General features: G+C 72.5%; 18 protein-coding genes. 7 read left to right on the top strand and 11 right to left on the bottom strand.

The window, feature by feature from the left end:
- Window positions 1-38 precede the first annotated feature (38 nt).
- The 3 genes from AB0O36_RS06665 to AB0O36_RS06675 are packed head-to-tail and all read right to left on the bottom strand — an operon-like array spanning window position 39 to window position 3,162.
- A complete protein-coding gene (locus AB0O36_RS06665) occupies window positions 39-1,244 on the bottom strand; it encodes an ABC transporter permease (protein ID WP_365105023.1) in 1,206 nt (401 codons plus the stop codon).
- Window positions 1,241-1,978: an ABC transporter ATP-binding protein gene (locus AB0O36_RS06670; protein WP_365105026.1), complete on the bottom strand. Its 738-nt coding sequence runs from the start codon at window positions 1,976-1,978 to the stop codon at window positions 1,241-1,243. The genes AB0O36_RS06665 and AB0O36_RS06670 overlap by 4 nt, the downstream gene beginning before the upstream one ends.
- Window positions 1,979-2,001: 23 nt before the next feature.
- Window positions 2,002-3,162, bottom strand: a complete 1,161-nt coding sequence (locus AB0O36_RS06675) for a peptidoglycan-binding protein (RefSeq protein ID WP_365105028.1) — start codon at window positions 3,160-3,162, stop codon at window positions 2,002-2,004.
- A 350-nt stretch (window positions 3,163-3,512) separates the two neighbouring features.
- Here AB0O36_RS06675 and AB0O36_RS06680 point away from each other — a divergent pair, with 350 nt between their 5' ends.
- Together AB0O36_RS06680 and AB0O36_RS06685 are read left to right on the top strand one after the other, a co-directional pair.
- Window positions 3,513-4,166 (top strand): response regulator transcription factor, encoded by a 654-nt coding sequence (locus tag AB0O36_RS06680; RefSeq protein WP_365105031.1) that lies wholly within the window; start codon window positions 3,513-3,515, stop codon window positions 4,164-4,166.
- A gap of 7 nt (window positions 4,167-4,173) precedes the next feature.
- Complete coding sequence (locus AB0O36_RS06685; protein ID WP_365105034.1) at window positions 4,174-5,433, top strand: HAMP domain-containing sensor histidine kinase; 1,260 nt, start codon at window positions 4,174-4,176, stop codon at window positions 5,431-5,433.
- Window positions 5,434-5,477: 44 nt separating this feature from the next.
- Here the strand turns inward: AB0O36_RS06685 and AB0O36_RS06690 are convergent, their stop codons facing one another.
- From AB0O36_RS06690 to AB0O36_RS06700, 3 genes are all read right to left on the bottom strand, one after another.
- Window positions 5,478-6,083, bottom strand: coding sequence for a hypothetical protein (locus AB0O36_RS06690; RefSeq protein WP_365105037.1), 606 nt, complete (start codon window positions 6,081-6,083; stop codon window positions 5,478-5,480).
- A gap of 152 nt (window positions 6,084-6,235) precedes the next feature.
- Window positions 6,236-7,519, bottom strand: coding sequence for an MFS transporter (locus tag AB0O36_RS06695; protein ID WP_365105039.1), 1,284 nt, complete (start codon window positions 7,517-7,519; stop codon window positions 6,236-6,238).
- A complete protein-coding gene (locus AB0O36_RS06700) occupies window positions 7,516-8,883 on the bottom strand; it encodes a GH1 family beta-glucosidase (protein ID WP_365105042.1) in 1,368 nt (455 codons plus the stop codon). Before AB0O36_RS06700 ends, AB0O36_RS06695 begins: the two co-directional genes overlap by 4 nt.
- Window positions 8,884-9,466: 583 nt before the next feature.
- On the opposite strand from AB0O36_RS06700, the gene AB0O36_RS06705 reads away from it, so the two are divergent.
- The 4 genes from AB0O36_RS06705 to AB0O36_RS06720 all read left to right on the top strand — a co-directional run bounded on the left by AB0O36_RS06705 (window position 9,467) and on the right by AB0O36_RS06720 (window position 13,973).
- Complete coding sequence (locus AB0O36_RS06705) at window positions 9,467-9,946, top strand: ricin-type beta-trefoil lectin domain protein (protein ID WP_365105045.1); 480 nt, start codon at window positions 9,467-9,469, stop codon at window positions 9,944-9,946.
- 126 nt (window positions 9,947-10,072) lie between these two features.
- Window positions 10,073-11,551 carry a glutamate--cysteine ligase gene (locus AB0O36_RS06710; protein WP_365105047.1) on the top strand — a complete coding sequence of 493 codons (1,479 nt, stop codon included), beginning with the start codon at window positions 10,073-10,075 and terminating at the stop codon, window positions 11,549-11,551.
- A gap of 170 nt (window positions 11,552-11,721) precedes the next feature.
- Window positions 11,722-12,102, top strand: a complete 381-nt coding sequence (locus AB0O36_RS06715; RefSeq protein ID WP_365105050.1) for a hypothetical protein — start codon at window positions 11,722-11,724, stop codon at window positions 12,100-12,102.
- Complete coding sequence (locus AB0O36_RS06720; protein WP_365105052.1) at window positions 12,102-13,973, top strand: caspase family protein; 1,872 nt, start codon at window positions 12,102-12,104, stop codon at window positions 13,971-13,973. The genes AB0O36_RS06715 and AB0O36_RS06720 overlap by 1 nt, the downstream gene beginning before the upstream one ends.
- Before the next feature lie 15 nt (window positions 13,974-13,988).
- Here the strand turns inward: AB0O36_RS06720 and AB0O36_RS06725 are convergent, their stop codons facing one another.
- Window positions 13,989-14,753 (bottom strand): 3-hydroxybutyrate dehydrogenase, encoded by a 765-nt coding sequence (locus AB0O36_RS06725; RefSeq protein ID WP_365105431.1) that lies wholly within the window; start codon window positions 14,751-14,753, stop codon window positions 13,989-13,991.
- Between the two features lie 160 nt (window positions 14,754-14,913).
- Here AB0O36_RS06725 and AB0O36_RS06730 point away from each other — a divergent pair, with 160 nt between their 5' ends.
- A complete protein-coding gene (locus AB0O36_RS06730; RefSeq protein WP_365105055.1) occupies window positions 14,914-15,879 on the top strand; it encodes a nucleoside hydrolase in 966 nt (321 codons plus the stop codon).
- A gap of 10 nt (window positions 15,880-15,889) precedes the next feature.
- Here the strand turns inward: AB0O36_RS06730 and AB0O36_RS06735 are convergent, their stop codons facing one another.
- From AB0O36_RS06735 to AB0O36_RS06750, 4 genes are all read right to left on the bottom strand, one after another.
- Window positions 15,890-17,188: a S8 family peptidase gene (locus AB0O36_RS06735; RefSeq protein WP_365105058.1), complete on the bottom strand. Its 1,299-nt coding sequence runs from the start codon at window positions 17,186-17,188 to the stop codon at window positions 15,890-15,892.
- Window positions 17,189-17,373: 185 nt separating this feature from the next.
- Entirely contained in the window at window positions 17,374-18,117 is a 744-nt protein-coding gene (locus AB0O36_RS06740) for a zf-HC2 domain-containing protein (protein ID WP_365105061.1), read from the bottom strand.
- Window positions 18,114-18,695, bottom strand: a complete 582-nt coding sequence (locus AB0O36_RS06745; RefSeq protein WP_365105063.1) for a sigma-70 family RNA polymerase sigma factor — start codon at window positions 18,693-18,695, stop codon at window positions 18,114-18,116. Before AB0O36_RS06745 ends, AB0O36_RS06740 begins: the two co-directional genes overlap by 4 nt.
- Window positions 18,696-18,832: 137 nt before the next feature.
- On the bottom strand, window positions 18,833-19,843 hold the full coding sequence (locus AB0O36_RS06750) for a DUF1996 domain-containing protein (protein WP_365105434.1): 1,011 nt from the start codon (window positions 19,841-19,843) through the stop codon (window positions 18,833-18,835).
- Window positions 19,844-19,880 lie beyond the last annotated feature (37 nt).

Raw genomic sequence — 19,880 nt, forward strand, 5'->3', positions numbered from 1 at the left:
GCGTCCCTCCAGCTGATCGGCGGCTCCCGGCGGGTTCCCTATGCGGTGCGCAGCGCTTCGGTGGGCTGCATCCGGGCCGCGCGCAATGCGGGGAGCAGTCCGGCGACCGCGCCGATCGCGACGGCCGCACCGAGTCCGCCTCCCCAGGCGAGTGCCGGAACGACGGTCGCCCAGCCCTTGACATGGGCGTAGACGGCGGTGGCGACGGTGCCCAGCGCCACTCCGGCCACGCCACCGAGTGCGGCGAGCAGGATCGCCTCGCACAGGAACTGCAGACGGATGTTCCCCTTGGTCGCCCCGAGGGCCCGTCGCAGACCGATCTCGGAACGGCGTTCGAGGACGGAGATGACCATGGTGTTGGCCACGCCGATGCCGCCCACGAGCAGGGCCACCGCCCCGAGGCCCAGGAAGAGGCCGCCCAGCGCGGACTGCGTCGCGGCCCTGGCCTCCAGAGCGGCCGAGGGCCGGCTGACGGCGACCTCATCGGCGCTCGCCGGGTTGGCCGTCGCGGCCAGCAGGGCCCGGACCTCGGCGACGTGGTCGGTGTCGGCCCGTACGTAGACCATGGACGGGTGGCCGTCGAAGTCCAGGTACTTCTGCGCGGCCGGGAAGCCGACCAGCACCGAGGAGTTGATCTCGGGTGCCAGGGTCGCGGGGTTGAGGATCCCCGTGACGTGGAACCACTGCCCGCCGACCCAAATCCGCGTGCCCGGGTGGATGCGGTCTATGCCGAGGCGGCCGGCGGCCGCCGAACCGAGTACGGCGACCGGCTGCTCGGCCGTGGCCGCGTTGAGGTACGTGCCCTCGGCGACCGACGTGCGCACCGCATCGGGCAGGTCCAGGCTGGTGGCGTTCACGGAGATGCCGTTGGTGTTGATGCCGGGGATGTGCGGGTTGCGGAACGCGTTGGCATCGGTCTTGCCGGTGCTCTGGACGGATTCCACGTGTGTGACCCGGCCTATCATCGCCGGTGCGTCGACGGGCAGTTTCGCGGTCCCGCCACCGAGGACGCGGCCCGGGGTGACGGTGAGCAGGTTGGTGCCCAGCTTGTCGATCTCGGCCAGCAGTCCGGCCTGCGAGGAGGCCGAGAGCCCCATCACGGCCACCATGGCGGCGACTCCGATGGCGATGCCCAGGGCCGACAGGGCTGCCCGCATCCGCCTCGTCCGCAGCCCGACACCGGCAGTTCGGGCCAGGTCGCCCGGACGCAGCCGGCCGGGAGGGGTAGCCGTCGTGGTGGTCATGGCAGGTGCCTTTCCGTGGTCGTGGGCCGGCCGTCCGAACTGAGGTCGGCGACGATGTGACCGTCGAGGACCTCGATGCGGCGAGGCATCTGCGCGGCCAGCTCCCGGTCGTGGGTGATCACCACGATGGTGGTGCCTTCGGCGTTGAGCTCTTTCAACAGCTTGAAGATGGCGGCCCCGTTGACGCTGTCCAGGTTTCCGGTCGGCTCGTCGGCCAGCACGATCGCCGGGTTGCCGGCCAGCGCCCGGGCGATCGCGACCCGCTGGCGTTCGCCTCCGGACAGTTCCGGCGGGCGGTGATCGGCCCGGTGGGCGAGCCCGACCCGGCGCAGCGCCGCGGCCGCCGCCTCCAGCCGCTCGCCGTGCCTGGCGCCCGAGTACAGCATTCCGTCGGCGACGTTCTCCAGGGCGGTGGCGTGCCGGGCCAGGAAGAACTGCTGGAACACGAACCCGATCCGGGTCGCCCGCAGTCCCGCCAGGTCGCGGTCCGACATTGCGGCGACGTCGTCACCGACGATCCGGACCGTTCCCGAAGTGGGGCGGTCGAGGCTGCCCATGACCTGCAGCAGGGTCGACTTCCCCGAACCCGACGGGCCTACGATGGCGACCAGTTCGCCGCGGTGGATGGTGAAGCCTGCCCTGTCCAGCGCCACCACCGGCGACGCGCCGGGATACACCTTGGACACCTCGTGCAACTGGAGGACCGGCTCACCGGCCTCTCTTGTTCCGCCCACGCGCGCTTCCGTCTCCACTCTGTTCATGAGCCCGGCACCACCACGTTCTGACCGGCGCGCAGAGCCTCGCCGGTGACCTGCACGGTGCCGGCACTGTCGTCGAAGAGTCCCGTGGTCACCGGGACGAGGGTGTGCTTGCCGTCCTCGTCGACGACCTCGACCGCGTACCCGCCGCCCGGGCGTGCCAGCAGCGAGTCCACCGGCACCGACAGCACGTCGTTCACGGTCTCGGACACGATCGCGACCTGTACCGGCGCCTGGTCGAGTTCGCCGGTCGCCTTCGCGTCCAGCGGTTCGATCAGGACTTCGACGGTCATGCTCTGGTCCGTCCTGGTCGCCACCTTGCCGACGGACGAGACCACCCCTTCGGTGCTCTTGCCGTTGGGCAGGGTGATCAGCACCTTGTCGCCGGCCTTCACGGAAGCCTGCCGGCCCGCGTTGAGCGCGACGGTGACCCGGCGCTTGGTCGAGGAGCCCCTCAGCAGCACCCCGCCGCTTCCCGCGGCGCCGCCGACCATCCCTTCGACCTTGGTGACCCTGAGCGCGTCCACCGGCAGGAACACCGCTTCCGCGGTCGTCAGCCGGCCGGTCTCCTTGAGGCCGACGTCGTCCTGGAGTTCCATGAGCGCCCGGCGGGTCGCCCGGCTGAAGTAGTCCGACGTCGGATCGAGTTCGTCCTCGGTGGCGTGACCGAGGGCGACGAGGGCGGCGTTCAGCTGCCGGACGTCCGCGCCCTCCATACCGCGGGACAGATCCCGGTACAGCGGAACGGATCCGTTCAGCAGGATCACCGGCTTGCCGTTCACCCAGTACAGGGCCTTGCCCTGACCGATCGCCTCGCCGGTGGCGGGCAGCCTCGTCACCGTACCGTGGGCGTTGTTGATCACCGGATGGTCGCCCGCGTACCCCAGTGTCCCGTTCTGCCGGGTCCGCGCGGAGACCGTGCCCCGGGTCACCTTCGCGAGGGAGGTCGCGGAAGCGGCACTCGCGGTGGCGGCGTCGTCCTTCGTCCCGGCGTCGAACGGATCGGCGGCGGCGATCCCCGCCGCTCCGCCCGCGGCGACCAGGGCCACCACGACCGCGGCCGCCCTGACGCGGCGGCGCGGCCGGCGGGGGCGCGCCTCCCGGTCACTCGGCGGGCCCAGGGCGTCCGCATGCACCGAAGGGACCTGTGGGGCAGTCACGAACCGCTCCCGGGGCGCTCGACAAGACCGTCGCGTCCGCATTCCGACGGCCCGGGGCCGATGTCCGCCGGCAGGGCGCCCCTGGCGCCGCACCGGCGCATCGGCCGTTTCCCGGCCTCGTTCCGATCGGCCGCGCTGTTGGCGATGACAGCCATTCGACTCTCCATTGCTCGCTGGATTCCCGGCAGGCTCCTTCCTACGGCGGCGGCGGTTTCGGCAGCGTTTCGCACCTCCGACCGACCCGGAAGGCAGGCTTCCGGGCGAAACCGTGCGGAAACCGCTGGTAGAACATCCTGGAAGCTCGCTCCTGGATGGGCGTGTCCGATGTGCCGGCGGAGAGAGGGCGACAGGTGCGGGTGCTCGTGGTGGAGGACGACGAGGAAATGGCCCAAACGGTGGCCGTCGGTCTGCGCCGCGCGCAGATGGCCGTCGACGTGGCGCTGGACGGGCCCGGTGGTCTCGAACGCGCGCTGTGCAACGACTACGACGTGATCGTGCTCGACCGGGACCTGCCCGGCATGCACGGTGACGCCGTGTGCGCGGAGCTGATCGCGGCCGGCAACCGGAGCCGGGTCCTGATGCTGACCGCCGCGGCGACCGCGGAGGACCTCGTCGACGGACTCGGTCTGGGCGCCGACGACTACCTCCCCAAGCCGTTCGACTTCCCGGTGCTGATCGCCCGGATCGGCGCTCTGGCACGCCGGGCGCATCCCGCCGTGCCGCCCGTCCTCCGGCACGGGGACCTCGTCGTGGACACCGCCCGTCGCCGCGCCCGCCGGGGAGGACGGCCACTGGAGCTCGCGCCCAAGGAGTTCGGTGTCCTGGAGGTGCTGCTGGCCTCCGGGGGCCGCGCCGTTGCGGCCGAGGAACTCCTGGAACGGGTCTGGGACGATGCCGCGGACCCCTTCACCAGCGCCGTGAAGATCACGGTCAGCCGGTTGCGGGCCAAGCTCGGGAACCCCCCGGTCATCGAGACCGTCGCCAAGCGCGGCTACCGGATCTGAGGAGCCCATGCCTGCCATCGCCCGTCTCGCGGGGCACGGGGCCCGCCGGCGCCTCCCCCGCCGCACCGTGCGCCTGCGGATGACCCTGCTGTACGGGGGGCTCTTCGTCCTGTCCGGAGCCGCCCTGCTGGGCGTCACCTACGTCCTGGTGCACCGGGCCATCGCCGGGCAGCCGCTCGAGCTGTCGGTCAGCGGACCGGGCAGGGAGCCCGGCGTCATCCCCGCGCAGCCGCCCCGGAGCAGACAGGACGACCTGAAGACGCTCTCGGACCAGGCCCAGGACGCCATGGCCGGTCAGATCGCCGACGTCATGCACCAGCTGCTCGTCCAGTCCGGGATCGCGCTGGCCCTCATGCTGGCGGTCTCCATCGTGCTGGGCTGGATGGTCGCCGGACGCATGCTGCGTCCGCTGCGGACGATCACCACCACGGTGCAGGAGATCTCGGCGACCAGCCTGCACCAGCGACTGGCCCTCGACGGGCCCTCGGACGAACTCAAGGAACTCGGCGACACCTTCGACGGCCTGTTGAGCCGGCTGGAGACCTCCTTCGAGGCCCACCGCCAGTTCGTCGCCAACGCCTCCCATGAACTGCGTACGCCGCTGGCCAGGCAGCGGGCCCTCGGCCAGGTCGCGCTGTCCGACCCGGGGGCGACCGTCGAGTCCCTGCGGCAGGCCCACGAGCGCATCCTCGCCGCGGGCGCCCGGCAGGAGCGGCTGATCGAGGCGCTCCTCATGCTGGCCCGCGGCCACGCGGGCATCGAGGTCCGCCGGCCCTTCGACCTGACGGGGATCGTCCGGGAGGTCGTCGAGGCGCGGGCCGACGAGGCTGACCTGCGGACCGTGACGGTCCACACGTCGTACGCGACGGCCGTGGCGCCGGGGCACCGGCCGCTCGCCGAACGCCTCGTCGTCAACCTCGTGGACAACGCGCTGCGGCACAACTCCCCGCACGGCGAGGTACGGGTCACCACCGGGACCGTGGACGGTCACGCCGTCCTCACCGTCACCAACACCGGTCCCCCGGTGCCTCCGGAGGCCGTCGGCCGGCTCTTCCAGCCGTTCCAGCGGCTCGGCGCCACCCGGGTCGCACGGACCGAAGGCCTCGGGCTCGGCCTGTCCATCGTGCAGGCCATCGCCGACGCCCACGATGCCGGCCTCACCACCTCCACGAGGCCCGGGGGCGGCCTGAGCGTCACCGTCACCTTCCCCACCACGAGCGACTCCGCACCGGCCGCCCGGCGTCGGCCGCCCCTGTCGGTGCACTGACGGCGTGGCGTCATGCCGGGCGGGCCGTCGCCGGGGCGGGCCGTCTACTGCGGCGCCGGCCCGGGTCCCCCGGACTGGAACTGCTTGGGGCCGCCGGCGATCTTCTCCAGGATCGGCTGGCACGTCTTGTCGGCCGCCTTGAAGGCCGGGCCCTGAGGGTCGACGCCCAGCGTTTCGCCGTTGATGTCGAGCCCGCCCTCGGCATTGGGGTCGGGGAACTTCGGGACCCCGTTCTCCCGCATGCACTTGGAGTACGCCAGGGAGGCCTCCTGCACCCCGGCGGGCGGGGTGGCGTTGACCGCGGGCAGCAGTTCCCTGCACTTCTTGTCCGCGGCCTCGGCCTGTGAGGACTTCATGTCGACGGAGGCGTCGATGTCGAGCAGGCCCTGGGCGTTGGGATCGGGGAAGTTGGCAACTCCGTTCTCGCGCATGCACTTGGCGTACGCGAGCGTGCTCTTCCTGTCGCCCGAAGCCGCCCCCTTCGAGGCGCCCGGAGCGGCCGCGTCACCATCGCCGCCGGATCCTTCGCACGCGACCGCGAACAGCATGACGGCCGTCACCCCGGCCATGGAGGCCATCAGCTTCCGGGCCCGCCGCGACCGACCGGTGCTCGTGCTGTTCGGGCGACCGCGGCCAGAGGCACCTTGCATGTCAATCTCCGTCTCTCGTCGAGGTGTTCCCGGCGGCTCCGTCCGCGACCGTGCGGGGACGGAGCCGGGACTCTTGACCGGACGCTACGGATCGGAGGGTTTCGGGGAGGTATCACCGACGCGGGATGGGCGACGTGCTGCAAGGGGGCCGGTCAGGGCACCGAGCGGATGCGGCGCACCAGGATCGAGCCCGCGAGGGCCAGGCCGGCCGCGAGGGCGTAGAGGGCGGTGTATCCGCCGAGGTGGGTGACGACCGGGGCCGCGACCACCGGGGCCAGGACCTGGGGCAGCGCACTGGCGATGTTGATCACGCCCAGGTCCCTGCCCCGGTCCTCCGCACTCGGCAGCACGTCCGTGAGCAGGGCGAAGTCGACCGCCGTGTAGACGCCGAAGCCGAGGCCGAGCACGAGCGAGGCGACGACCGCGCCGGTCCAGGTCTGCCGGACGGCGAGCAGCAGGGTGGCCGCGGCGATGACCAGCCCCGACCGGATGACGTAGGACTTGCGGCGGCCGCTGCGGTCCGAGCGGATGCCGCTGATCACCACCGTGGAGAGCAGGGTGAGCGCGTTGAGCGCCGTGAGGACCAGTACGCCGGTGTCCGGGTCGCCGCCGTAGCCCACCGCGTCGGTCAGGTAGTAGAGCAGGTACATCGTGCTGATGGAGTACGACAGGTTCATCAGGAAGCGGGTGAGCCAGGCCCAGCCGAAGTCCGGGTGGCGGCGGGGGTCGATCCGGAAGCCGGTGAGGAAGGTCCGCCACCGGAAGGCCGGCCGGTCGGCGGGGGCGAGCGCCGAGTCGCGCCGCATCCATACGTAGGGCACGGCCGCGAGCACCGTGAATCCCGCGCAGGCCAGGTAGCCGGCGGTGATCCCGCCCGCGACCGTGGCCAGCGCCGTGCCGGCCAGGATGCCGACGACCTGGGAGACGCCGAGCCAGCCGCCGACCAGGCCGCGCTGCCGGGGCGGGACCTGGTCGGGGACGGCGGCGGTGAGTGCGGCGTAGGCCGCGTTGAGACCGAGCTGGACCAGGCACCAGCCCGCGATCACGGCGGTGACGCTCGCCGCCCGGGAGAGGAGCAGCAGGCCGGCGGCCCCGCCCGCCACCCCGGCGACCACCCAGGGGATCCGCCGGCCCGCGCGCGCCGTCGTACGGTCGGACAGCGCCCCGCAGACGGGGTTGGCGACCATCGAGACGGCTGCTCCCAGTCCCGTCACCAGGGCGAGGGTGGATGCCTTGTGTCCGGGGGCGAGTTGCTCGGCCTGGCGCGCCAGGAGCAGTTGCAGCGGGCCGAACCAGCCGACCCACACGCCGATGTTGGCGAGGGACAGCGCGCTCACCCAGCGGCCGCCGGGCGCAGTGCCCGTCTCCGCGGGTTCGGCAGGCGCGGCGGGTTCGTCGGGGCCCGCAGGTTCCGCGGCCTCCGGCCCCGCGGTCATCTGCCGCTCTTGATCAGGTCGCGGTACCAGGCGTACGACTCCTTGGGCGTCCGCGCCAGTGTCTCGTAGTCGACGTGCACGAGCCCGAACCGCTGTCGGTAGCCCTCCGCCCATTCGAAGTTGTCGAGGATCGACCAGATGAAGTAGCCGCGTACGTCGGCCCCTTCGGCCATCGCCCGGTGCAGGGCGCGCAGGTGGCCGTCGTGGTAGGCGATCCGGCGCGCGTCCTGGACCTTGCCGGTGCCCGGGTCCGGCCCGTCGCCGTACGAGCAGCCGTTCTCCGTGATGTACAGCGGCGGCAGCCGGTCGCCGTAGCGTTCGCGCAGGGTGGCGAGCAGCTCGCGCAGCCCGTCCGGAACCACCGGCCAGTCGAAGTCGGTGCGTGCGTACCCCTCGATCTCCCGGAGGGCGAAGGGGAGTCCGGAGGGGATCTCGATGCCGCCGAAGGCGGAGGTGCCGGCCGGGGTCGGCGCGCCGACGAGCATCGGGTTGTAGTAGTTGACCCCGTACCAGTCCAGTGGGGCCGAGATCGTCCTGAGGTCCTCGGCCACGGGGCCGGGCAGGAGGGAGTCCAGGCCGTCCGGGTAGGCGCCGGTCAGGATCGGGTCTGCGAAGAGGCGGTTGGTGAGCGTGTCGTACAACTCGGCGGCGGCCCGGTCTTCGTCACTCTCGCCGGCCGTCCAGACGGGGCTGTGCGAGGCGGCTATGCCGATCCGGCGCGCACCGGCCGCGCGCAGGGCCTGTACGCCCAACCCGTGCCCCAGGAGCTGGTGGTGGGCGGCGGGCAGGGCGTCGAAGACGAGCTGCCGGCCGGGGGCGTGCTCGCCCAGACCGTATCCGAGGAGGGTGACCTCGGCGGGCTCGTTGATGGTGATCCACATGGGCACGCGGTCGGCGAGGCGCTCCGCGACCACCGCGGCGTACGCGGCGAACCGCTCGGCGGTGTCGCGCTCCAGCCAGCCGCCCCGCTCCTCCAGGGCGAGCGGGGTGTCCCAGTGGAAGAGGGTGGGCACCGGGGCGATCCCGGCGGCGCACAGCTCGTCGACGAGCCGGTCGTAGAAGTCCAGCCCGGGGCGGTTGACCGGACCCCGCCCGTCGGGCAGGACGCGGGACCAGGAGACCGAGAACCGGTAGGCGTCCACGCCGAGTTCGGCCATCAGCGCCACGTCCTCCCGGTAGCGGCGGTAGTGGTCGGTCGCCACTTCCGCGTGCGAGCCGTCCTTGACGCGTCCGTGCTCCCCGGTGAAGGCGTCCCAGGAGGACGGGCCACGGCCGTCGGCCGTGGGCGAGCCCTCGATCTGGAAGGCGGAGGCGGAGACTCCCCAGAGGAAGCCGGCCGGGAAGCGGGGTACGGGCGCTGTCATGAGGACTCGCTTCGGTCGGGGAGCGGTGATGCCCGGCGCGGGTGCGGGAGGCGCTCCCCGGCCTGCGGCTCATGGAACTTTCGGGTCCCGGGGCCCCCGCTGTCAATGGAAAGTGAACATTCCTCAACTTCTCCCCCGGGGGGAGGCCCCGCCGTCCGTCCCGCCCCGGCCCACCGGCCACCACGGGGTGGGGATTTTCGGCCACGCCCTGGATCGGCGAACCGTTCATTCCCTTGATAAACGGCTCGATATCACTCATTCACCCGCACAGAAATGCGGAGAACCGAAGATTAGGAACGTTTCCTCAGGAGGAACACGACGCATTGCGGGGCGTCAACGAGGTCGTGTCCGCGGGCCGGCACGAAGGGGCTCCATTTGAGTCGAAGGCCAGGTGGGAGCAGCATCCGTGCATCATCCGACGATCAGGGTACTGCGCGCTTCGAGTGAAGGGAACGGCGACGATTTCGGTTGACCCGTGATCGCTGATATCAATTTCCCTGCGCCCGGATCCGCGCCGAATAACCCCTCTCATTTCGGTCGTGCACGCAGTGCCCCGACCTTCACCGAGAACGGAATCCGCACCATGCGAATCGCCTTCCGCAAGACCTTCGCCCTCGCCGCGCTGGCCCTGACCACCTCGCTCCTGCCGGCCGGTGAGGCGGGTGCGGCCGACGCCGCCCGGGCCGCCGTGCCCGGCCGGTACTGCCTGGCCAACACCTGGGGGACCGCAACGGTCTCCACGAAGCCCTGCGACCCCGCGGACCGGGGCCAGCACTGGACCGTCTCGGGCCACCAGATCGCCCTCACCAACGACCGCAACTACTGCCTGGCCAACGCCTGGGGCACCCAGAGCGTCTCCACCAAGCCCTGCAACCCCGGCGACCAGGGGCAGTACTGGAACGTCTCGGGCCAGCAGATCGCCCTGAACTTCGCCCCGGCCTACTGTCTCGCCAACGAGTGGAACACCCCGAACGTCGGCACGCAGCCGTGCGACACCGCGGCCAGGGGGCAGAAGTGGGTGGTCTTCAACGACCAGATCAGCCTGGCGGCGGTCGGCACCTGATCGGCTGACGGGGGGAACGTCCGGTCGAAGCGCCCCGCGGGCCCGCGGGGCGCTTCGATGGCCGGGACGGGGCGGGAGTGGGACGCTGAAGGCGGGGGCCGAACCGGCAGCCTCGGGAGGGCCGACATGGGTCGCGACGTCCCCGCACAGGTGTTCACCCGTGACGACCGGCGCCGATTCCGGGACAAGATGCACGCCTGCCTGGACGTGTTCACGCGGATGCTGCGGGAGTCCCGGTTCGAGTTCGAGCGGCCGCAGGTGGGCCTGGAGATCGAACTGAACCTGGTCGACGCCGCGGGCGAGCCCGCCATGCGCAGCACCGACGTCCTGGAGGCGATCGCGGACCCCTCCTGGTCGAGCGAGCTGGGCCGGTTCAACCTGGAGATCAACGTCGCGCCGCGGCGGCTCACCGCGGGCGGTCCCGACTCCTGGGAGCAGGAGATCCGGGACGCGCTCAACCACGCCGAGGAGCGGGCCGCCGCGATCGGTGCGCACCTGGTCATGATCGGGATCCTGCCGACGCTGGACCTGAAGGACGTGGGGCCGCACGCGCTGTCCGAGAACCCCCGCTACCACCTGCTGAACGAGCAGATCTTCGCCGCGCGCGGCGAGGACCTGCTGATCTCGGTGGACGGGGTCGAGCGGCTGCGGACGTACGCCGAGACCATCACGCCGGAGGCGGCGTGCACCAGCACCCAGTTCCACCTCCAGGTCTCGCCCGACGAGTTCGCGGACTACTGGAACGCCGCCCAGGCGGTGGCGGGGGTGCAGGTGGCCCTGGCGGCGAACTCCCCGTTCCTGTTCGGCAAGGAGCTGTGGCGCGAGACCCGCATCCCGCTGTTCGAGCAGGCCACCGACACCCGTCCGGACGAGATCAAGGTGCAGGGAGTACGGCCCCGGGTGTGGTTCGGCGAACGGTGGATCAACAGCGTCTTCGACCTCTTCGAGGAGAACGTACGGTACTTCCCGGCCCTGCTGCCGCTCTGTGACGAGGAGGACCCGCAGCAGACGCTGGACCGGGGCGGGACCCCGTCCCTCGCGGAGCTCACCCTCCACAACGGCACGGTCTACCGCTGGAACCGCCCGGTCTACGCCGTTGTCGACGGCGTCCCGCACCTGCGGGTGGAGAACCGGGTCCTGCCCGCCGGCCCCACGGTGGCCGACGTACTGTCCAACGGCGCCTTCTACTACGGGCTGACCCGCGCCCTGGTCGACGAGGACCGGCCGGTGTGGTCGCGGATGTCCTTCTCGGCCGCGGAGGACAACCTACACACCGCGGCCCGCCACGGGATCGACGCGCAGCTGTACTGGCCGGGAATGGGCCAGATCCCGGTGACCGAGCTGGTGCTGCGGCGGCTGCTGCCGATGGCGCACCTGGGGCTGGAGCGGTCCGGCATGGACGCGTCCTGGCGGGAGCCGCTGCTGGGGATCATCGAGCAGCGGTGCGTCAGCGGCCGCAACGGCGCGGTGTGGCAGTCGGAGGTGTTCCACCACATCCACGACATCGCCCACGCGGACCGGCACCAGGCACTGCGGCGGATGACCCGGCAGTACATCGACTACATGCACCTCAACGCCCCGGCCCACACCTGGCCGGTGGACTGACCGGCCCCTGCGGCCACCCGGCTCCCGGCCGCCCCCGGCGCTTCGGTCGCCGTGGCGCTTCGGTCGCCGTGGCGCTTCGGTCGCCGTGGGGCTTCGGTTGCCGTGGCCCGCCGCACGGGACCACACTGGAGACGTCAGCGCCGTTCCCCTTCCCCGAGAGGGGTGAGCCGGTGAGCTCCCTGCAGATATCCATCGCCGAAGAGGGGGCGGAAGCCGAACGCCTGGAGGGGCTGGCGGGCGTTCTGCGACAGGATCTGCTCCAACTGGAAGTTGACGACGTAACGACCCTCCGGGGCGGTGTCCCTCCCCCGGGCGCCCGTGGTGTGGTGTCCGAGGCGGGAACGCTCCTCGTCAGCCTGGGCACGTCGGTGACGGCCCTGAAGGACGTGCTCTCCGCCGTCGTGGACTGGTGGCGGCGCAGCCGCAGCCACCCGACGATCCGGCTGGAGCTGGACGGCGACGTACTGGAGATCTCCGAGGCCTCGACCACCCAGCTGGAGCGTTCGTTCGACTTGTTCGTCAGCCGGCATGCCCCGCGTGAGGCCGCCTGATGAACGATTCCCACGCGCGCCACGCCCTGATCATCGCCAACGACGCCTACGAGGACCCGGGGCTCCGGCAGTTGGTCTCCCCCGCCGAGGACGCGATCGCCCTGGCGGCCGTCCTGGCGGATCCCAAGGTGGGCAACTTCGACGTCCAGGTGTCCCGGAACGAGCCCCGGCACGCAACGGAACGGAAGATCGAGGACTTCTTCGAGGAGCGCAAGCACGACGACGCACTCATCCTGCACTTCTCCTGCCACGGGCTGAAGAGCGAGTCCGGCGAGCTCTTCTTCGCCGCCGCGGACACCCTGCACGCACGGCTCAAGTCGACCGCGGTGGCAGCCGAGTTCGTCCGCCGCTGTATGACGGGCAGCCGGGCGGGGAGCAAAGTGCTCTTCCTCGACTGCTGCTACGGCGGCGCGTTCTCGCACAGCATGACCATGCGGTCCGGCGAGGACGTACACGTCCTGGAGGCCTTCGCGGGGCCACACCTCGGCGGCGGCCGCGGCTGGGCGGTGATCACCGCGTCCAGTGCCATGGAGTACGCCTTCGAAGGGACCGAACTCAGCGGGGAGTTCGGCACTCCAAAGCCGTCCGTCTTCACCAGTGCGCTGGTACGCGGCCTCACCACCGGAGAGGCCGACCGCGACGAGGACGGCCTGGTGTCGCTCGACGAGCTCTACGAGTACGTGTACGACCGCGTACGCCAGGAGAACCCGCGCCAGACGCCCAGCAGAACGGTCAACCTCCAGGGCGATCTGTACCTCGCCCAGAGCGGCCGGAAGCGGATCAAGCCCGCACCCCTGCCGGACGACCTGAGGGAGGCCATCGCGAGCCCGAACGTGTTCAGCCGGCGGGGCGCCATCGCGGAGCTCCGCACCCGCATGACCAGCGGCCACCTGGAGATCGCGGCGGGCGCGCACGAGGCACTGACCGAGATGTCACAGCGGGAGATCCAGTGGGTCGCCGAGGAGGCGAACGCCGCCCTGCGCGGGGTGGCGCTGCGCCCCGAACCTGCCCGGCTGGAGTTCGGCATGCTGGTGCAAGGGGCGGAACGGCCGCATCGGGAGGTGCTGCTGTCCGGCCCGCCGCTGGCACGGCAGTGCGAGGCACGTGCGGAGGACGACCGGATCGTGGTGGAGCGGTCGGCGGCCGGGCTGGACGTGTGGGTCGACACGGGGCGGGCGGGCTCGCTGAAGGGCAGCGTGGCCCTGAAGGGGCCGACCGGCGAGGCCACGGTGGAGGTGCGCGCGGACATCGCCCCGAAGCCTGCCCCCGAGGCGCCCCCGAAAGTCCCCCGGGAGGCACCTTCGGAGACGCCCCCGGAAACACCGCCCAAGCAGACCTCGGAACCGCCCCCGAAGGCGCAGCCGGAAACACCGCCGAAGGAGACCCCGAAGCAAGGGGGCCGCCCCCGTCAGGAACCGCCCAGGCAGCCCTCGTACGCCCGCGGGACCGGTGCCGCGGCCCCGTCCGATGCCTCCGAGCTGCGGAAGCGGGCGGTCATCCTTTCCGTGTGCACGGTGCTGGCCGCGGTCGTCTCGACGGTGCTGCTGGTGATCAGCCTCTCCAACGCCAACATCGCCCTGTCGGACATCCAGGCGGTCACGGGGGAAGGAAAGGCGTTTCAGGAGGCGGTGAACCAGACCTCGCCCAACCTCAACCTCGTGGTCACGGAGGCTCTGGTGGCGTTCACCGCGGCAGCGTACGCGCTGGTGCTCGGGCATTTCACCAGGCGTGCCGTCGCCCGCGCGGCACCGCTTCTGTCCGGTCGGGACATGAAGTGGCTGACCAGGTCGTGCGCGATCGCGGTGAACCTGTGCCGTCTGATCCTGCCCATGAGCCTGCTCCTCGCCATCGGCGCGGTGGTCGTCCTGTAACGCCGGACCACCCGGTCAGTGCGCTCCCCAGCCGCCGTCCAGCGGGATGGAGGCACCGGTGAGGTAGCCGGTGTGGGGCCCGCAGAGCCAGACGGCGAGCGCGGCGACCTCCTCCGGCTCGATCAGCCGCTTGATGGCCGGGCGGGTGAGCATCACGTCCGTCAGGACGTCCTCGGGGGCGATGCCGTGGGCCGTGGCCTGTGCGCCGATCTGCCGTTCGACCAGTGGGGTGCGTACGTAACCGGGGCTGATGCAGTTGCTGGTCACACCGTGTTCGGCGCCCTCGATCGCGGCCACCTTGCTCAGCCCCTCCAGTGCGTGCTTGGCGGCCACGTACGCCGACTTGTAGGCGCTGGCGCGCAGGCCGTGCACGCTGGAGACGTTGACCACCCGGCCCCAGCCGCCGGCGTACATGTGCGGCAGGCAGTGCCGGATCAGCAGGAACGGCGCGGTGACCATCACCTTCTGGATGAGTTCGAACCGGTCGGGCGGGAAGTCCTGGAGGGGCGCGACGTGCTGCAGCCCGGCGTTGTTGACCAGGATGTCGACGGCGGAGGGCAGGCGCCCCGGTGCGTCCGGATCGGCGAGGTCCGCGGTGTGCGCGCGGCCCCCGGTGGCGAGGGCGGTCTCCCGGGCCGCGGCCCCGTCCCGGTCCACCACGTGGACCAGGGCCCCGGCCCGGGCCAGCGCCACCGCGCAGGCCCGTCCGATGCCGCTGCCGCCGCCGGTCACCAGGGCGGTCCGGCCGGTGAGGTCGGCACCCGTGAGGTCGGTGCCCATGAGCGTGTTCGCCCCGGCGCTGTCGCCGCGTTCGATGGTCATGGCCGGAAACGGTAGGGCCGCGCGGGCGGGCCATCCATGTGTGCGGGCACCACAGTCCGTGCAGGGTGCATGGTGGAGGCACACACCGGGAGCACGTGAAGAGCCGAGGAGAGACACCGTGGCCGTTCCGATCATCATCGACTGCGATCCCGGGCACGACGACGCGCTCGCGATCCTGCTGGCGGCCGGTGATCCCGCCGTCGACCTGCTGGCGATCACCACGGTCGCGGGCAACCAGACCGTGGAGAAGACCACGTGGAACGCGCGCCGGGTGTGCACGGTCGCCGGCATCACCGGGGTCCCGATCGCGGCGGGCTGCCCGAAGCCCCTCGCGCAGCCGCTCGCGGTCGCCGCCGACGTGCACGGCGAATCGGGCCTGGACGGCCCGTGGTTCCCGGAACCCACCGTGGAGGCGGAGCCGGAGCACGCGGTGGAACTGCTGTACCGGATCCTGACCGAGCACCCCGAGCCGGTGACGCTGGTCCCCACCGCCCCGCTGACGAACATCGCCCTGCTGCTGACCCGGTACCCGGACAGCGCGTCCCGCATCCGGGAGATCGTGCTGATGGGCGGCTCCACCGGGCGCGGGAACCGCACCCCGGCCGCCGAGTTCAACATCCACACGGATCCGGAGGCCGCCGACATCGTCTTCCGCAGCGGCGTGCCGCTGACCATGTGCGGGCTGGACGTCACCCACCAGGCGCTCGCCACGCCCGAGGTCCTGGCCCGCCTGGACGGGCTGGGGACGGACCTCGGGCGGGTCTGCGCCGAGCTGATCCGCTTCTTCGCCTCCACCTACCGCACGCTGTACGGGTTCCCGGCCGCGCCCGTGCACGATCCGGTGGCGGTGGCCCGGGTGATCGACCCGGGGGTCGTACGGTGCGTGGAGACGAACGTGGCGGTGGAACTGCACGGGGAACTCACCCGGGGCATGACGGTGGTGGACCTGCACCGGCGAACGGGCCGGCCGGTCAACGCGAAGGTGGCGCTGGAACTGCGTCAGGACCTGTTCTGGGACCGGGTGGTGGCCGCGATCGCCGCCCTGGGCCCGCAGGCCGGGGTCCGTTCCCCCTACGGCAGGTAGCGGGTGCGCCCTACGGCAGGTACAGGGTGTGGAGGAGGCGGTTGGGCACCGGTGGCGGGCTGCCCTGCAGGACTCCGGCCGTGGCGTTGCCGACCAGCCCCTGTTTCACCCGGTCCGGCGTGTCGGCGGGCCGGAACGCCAGGTGCAGGGCGGCGGCGCCGGCGGTGTGTGCGGCAGCGGTGGAGGTGCCGCTGAGCGTGGCGGTGGCGGTGTCGTTCGCCGCCCAGGCACTGGTGATGCCCACCCCGGGCGCGAACAGGGACACGCACTGGCCGTAATTGGAGGAGGAGGCACGGCGGTCGCTGCGGTCGGAGGCCGCGGCGACGACGGCCTCGGGCACCCGGGCCGGCGAGGTGGCACAGGCCCCGTCGGGGCGGGCGGAGCCGCCGGCGGCGACGGTGTAGGTGATGCCGGACGCGATCGAGGTGCGGACGGCGGCGTCGAGTGCGGCACTGGCGGCGCCCCCCAGGCTCATGTTGGCCACCGCCGGCCGCACGGCGTTCCGGGTGACCCAGTCGATCCCGGCGATCACTCCGGCGGTGGTGCCGGAGCCCTGGCAGTCGAGGACGCGTACGGCCACCAGCCGGGCCTCCTTGGCGACCCCGTGGGTGGCTCCGCCGACCACACCTGCCATGTGGGTGCCGTGGCCGTTGCAGTCCTGCCCGGCGCGCCCGTCGCCGACCGTGTCGGTGCCGACCGAGGCCCGGCCGCCGAACTCCGTGTGCGTGGTGCGCAGTCCGGTGTCGATGACGTACACGCGGACGCCGGGAGCGGTGGTGCGGTACGCGTACGTGGTGGAGAGCGGGAGCAGGCGCTGGTCGATCCGGTCGAGCCCCCACGGCGCGTGGGGCTGGGTGCCGGAACCGGCCGCGTCCGCGGCGGTGCGCACGGCGCCGTCCACGGTGACGCGGGTGTCCCGGTGGACGCGGGCCACCCGGGGGTCGCCGGCCAGCCGGGCGGCCTGGGCGCGGGTCATCCGGGCGGAAAAGCCGTGCAGGGCGGCGGTGTAGACGTGTCCGAGGCGGGCGCCGTCGGCGCGGGCGAGCAGGTCGCGCGCCGTGGACGTGGTGGCCGCCACGGCTCCGCCCGCCACCGGGGCGGACCCCAGGGCGGCGGGCTTGAGCACGACGATCCAGGAGTCGGGTACGACGATCCCGGAGCCGGGTACGGCGGCGGCCGCGTCCGCCGCGGGGACCGGAGCGGGGCCCGCCTCGACCGCCGGGCGGGCCGCTGCCTGCGGCAGTGCGCCGGCCAACAGCGCGGCGGTCAGCAGGGATAACGCGGGGAGACGGCGGCGGAACGCTCTCATGCGGGGACCTTCCCTCGGCCGGGTGCGGGCCGCGCCAGAGTCCCGCGGCGGCGCAGCCCGCACAAGAGTGCGTACCGGAGCCCGGGAGGGGACGGCCACCCGGGCTCCGGCGCCTTCCCCGGCACGCGCCGTCGTGCCGGGGAAGGGGCTCCGGAAGGCGGCGGGCCACCGAATCCTGCCGCCGCCTACAGGGGGACGGTGACGAAGGTCTTCCCGGCCTCGTTCTCGACGGCGATCGCCCGGACCGCCGCCGGGTCGACGGCGGCGGAGCCGTCCAGCGAGGCGCCCTTGGACTCGCCGTTGGTGTGGCTGCCGACGACCCAGCCGCCCGCGGTGGTACGGCTGCCGTCCTTGGCGACCACCACCAGCCGGCAGCGCTCGCCCGGCGGTACTCCGGTGACGGCGGCGTTGACCCTGACCCACCGTGTGGCAGGGGTCATCCGTACCGTCATCCGGGCTCCGGTGGCGGTGTCGGTGGCGGAGCCCACCCGGGTGCCGGCCGGGGGCGTGGCCGGTCCGGTGGGCGCCGTGGGCGGTGCCGTCGACGGCGGCGGGGGCAGGGCGACGGGCGCGTCCGATCCGCCGGTGGCCGTTCCCGCCCAGAACACCGCGGCCAGCGCGGCCGCGGCCGCGAGGCCGACGAGGGCCGCACGGCGCCGGCCGTCCCGCGCCCGTTCGCCGCGGACCTGGCGCAGGGTCCGCTGGAGCATCAGGTCGCCGCCCTGCGGCGGCCCGTCCAGGAACGCCTCCGGCGGGACTTCGCCGAGCGCCGCCTCCATCTCCCTCAAGGTGGCCACCTCCCGCCGGCACTCCTCGCAGCCCTTCACGTGTTCCTCGACGCGCCGGGCCTCGTCCTCGTCGAGCACTCCGAGGACGTACGGGCCGAGCTGTTCGTTCTCCTGGTGTCCTTCGTGCTGCTGCCGGTTCATGCGACCACCTCCCTGAGTCCGGCGGGGCGTGCGGGGCTGCCCGGTCGTCCGCTGCCTTCCCTGAACGTCTCGCGGAGCGCCTTGAGCGCGTAGTGCGAGCGCGATTTGACCGTACCCGCCGGGATGCCGAGGCGGTCGGCGGCCTCGGCGACGCTGTGCTCCCGGTAGTACAGCTCGGTGAGGACGTCCCGGTGCTCGGGCGAGAGCGCGTCGAGGGCGCCCAGGACGGTCATGGCGTCCACGACGGCGTCCGAGTGGTCCGCCTCCACCGGGGGCGTGGCGCCGGTTTCCGCGACCTCGGCGGGCCGGGCCGCCTTGGCGCGGTAGCGGTCGGTGATGATGTTGCGGGCCACCGTCAGCAGCCAGCCGCGCACCGATCCCTTGCCGTTGACCAGCGCATCCGAGTGCCGCCAGGCCCGGATGAGGGTCTCCTGGACGATGTCCTCGGCGGCGGCCCGGTCGCCGGTGAGCCGGGTCGCGTAGGCGAGCAGGGCGTTGCCGTGCTCCTCGTACACCGACCTGATCAGTGCCTCGTCGGTCGAGCCCCGCCTGTTCCGGGGCCACAGTGGTCCGGCCATTCTCACCCTCTCCGTACGCCCGGCGCGCGGCGCGTCCTTGCCGTGTGCGCCGCCCGCGTCGTGACCAACACGCGCCGGGACCCCCGGACGGTTCATGTGGTCCGCGTCACAGTGGCCGGTCGTGCGGAGGGGATGGTTCAGCAGCGGCGGCCCTCGTTGATGCAGGCGGTCACGGCGGCCATCCGTTCGTCCGTCATCACGTTGACGAACATGGCGTGATCGGTGAGCGGGCTGTGGCGCTGCTCGGCGAAGGAGTCGAGGGCGATCGGGGTGCCGGGCGGCACGTCGTAGGCGAGGGAGATCCGCAGCTCGGGGACGGCGAAGGTGCCCTGCGGGCACATCCCGTCGGGGGCGGCGAAGAGCAGGTGGGTGCGGGTCTCGGTGGCGGTGTCCAGGCCGTTCCAGCAGCCGGGGAAGACCAGGGTGCGGGTGAGCAGGTCGCCCTCCGGGCAGACGGGGTACCTGGTGGTGGAGCGGTCCGGTGAGCCGGTGCAGCCCCAGCGGGCGCGTACGTCGGCGGCGCGGCCGGCGGTGAACGCCACGGCGTCCCCGGTCATGGCGCGCAGGAAGCGGGGCATCGGGACGACCTTGCCGGCCGGGTTGCCGCGGAATTCCAGGCGGACCTCGGCGGGCAGCAGGATCTCGCCGGTGTTGCCGTGTCCGGCGGCCTTCTCGTGGGGCCGGGTGGCGGGGCGGTCGGTGCGGCGGAGCACCGGCCAGTAGTAGGTGGAGCGGTCTCCGTCCCTGCAGGTGGTGGGGGCGGCGGCGAGTTGGGGGTCGGTGGAGTCGGCGCGGGTGGCGAGGTTGCCGACGTAGGCGTGGGTGTGGTGGGCGCCGCCGACGAGGCCGGGCGAGACCACCAGGTTGTCCTGGTTGTAGTGGGCTTCCTCGTTGCGGCCGCAGTCGACGGTGACGGTGCCGGTGGAGGCGTCGGGTCCGGCCGGCGGTTCCCGGTGCTCTCCGGGCGGTACGTCGGTGATGTCGACGAAGTCGCCGGCGGCGGGCGGGGCTCCGGCGGCCGCGTGGTGCGGGCCGGTGTCCCGGGAGGCGCCGAGTGCGGCGGCGGTGAGCACCCCGCCCAGCACCAGGCAGACGAACAGCGTGAGCAGCAGCCGCCGTTCCTTGCGGGTCTTCCCGTCCATCCCCATGCGGGTCACGGTGGCCGCTGCCTCCTCGCGCGTCAAC

The sequence above is a fragment of the Streptomyces sp. NPDC089799 genome (assembly GCF_040684755.1).
GTDB lineage: Bacteria > Actinomycetota > Actinomycetes > Streptomycetales > Streptomycetaceae > Streptomyces.

Bases quoted from the DNA above. Each gene is read 5' to 3' on its own strand.
- AB0O36_RS06710 (WP_365105047.1), top strand. From the start codon at position 10,073: ATGGGTCGCGACGTCCCCGCACAGGTGTTCACCCGTGACGACCGGCGC.
- AB0O36_RS06735 (WP_365105058.1), bottom strand. From the start codon at position 17,188: ATGAGAGCGTTCCGCCGCCGTCTCCCCGCGTTATCCCTGCTGACCGCC.
- AB0O36_RS06700 (WP_365105042.1), bottom strand. From the start codon at position 8,883: ATGACAGCGCCCGTACCCCGCTTCCCGGCCGGCTTCCTCTGGGGAGTC.
- AB0O36_RS06705 (WP_365105045.1), top strand. From the start codon at position 9,467: ATGCGAATCGCCTTCCGCAAGACCTTCGCCCTCGCCGCGCTGGCCCTG.
- AB0O36_RS06695 (WP_365105039.1), bottom strand. From the start codon at position 7,519: ATGACCGCGGGGCCGGAGGCCGCGGAACCTGCGGGCCCCGACGAACCC.
- AB0O36_RS06725 (WP_365105431.1), bottom strand. From the start codon at position 14,753: ATGGGCACCGACCTCACGGGTGCCGACCTCACCGGCCGGACCGCCCTG.
- AB0O36_RS06665 (WP_365105023.1), bottom strand. From the start codon at position 1,244: ATGACCACCACGACGGCTACCCCTCCCGGCCGGCTGCGTCCGGGCGAC.
- AB0O36_RS06720 (WP_365105052.1), top strand. From the start codon at position 12,102: ATGAACGATTCCCACGCGCGCCACGCCCTGATCATCGCCAACGACGCC.
- AB0O36_RS06690 (WP_365105037.1), bottom strand. From the start codon at position 6,083: ATGCAAGGTGCCTCTGGCCGCGGTCGCCCGAACAGCACGAGCACCGGT.
- AB0O36_RS06750 (WP_365105434.1), bottom strand. From the start codon at position 19,843: ATGGGGATGGACGGGAAGACCCGCAAGGAACGGCGGCTGCTGCTCACG.
- AB0O36_RS06740 (WP_365105061.1), bottom strand. From the start codon at position 18,117: ATGAACCGGCAGCAGCACGAAGGACACCAGGAGAACGAACAGCTCGGC.
- AB0O36_RS06685 (WP_365105034.1), top strand. From the start codon at position 4,174: ATGCCTGCCATCGCCCGTCTCGCGGGGCACGGGGCCCGCCGGCGCCTC.
- AB0O36_RS06745 (WP_365105063.1), bottom strand. From the start codon at position 18,695: ATGGCCGGACCACTGTGGCCCCGGAACAGGCGGGGCTCGACCGACGAG.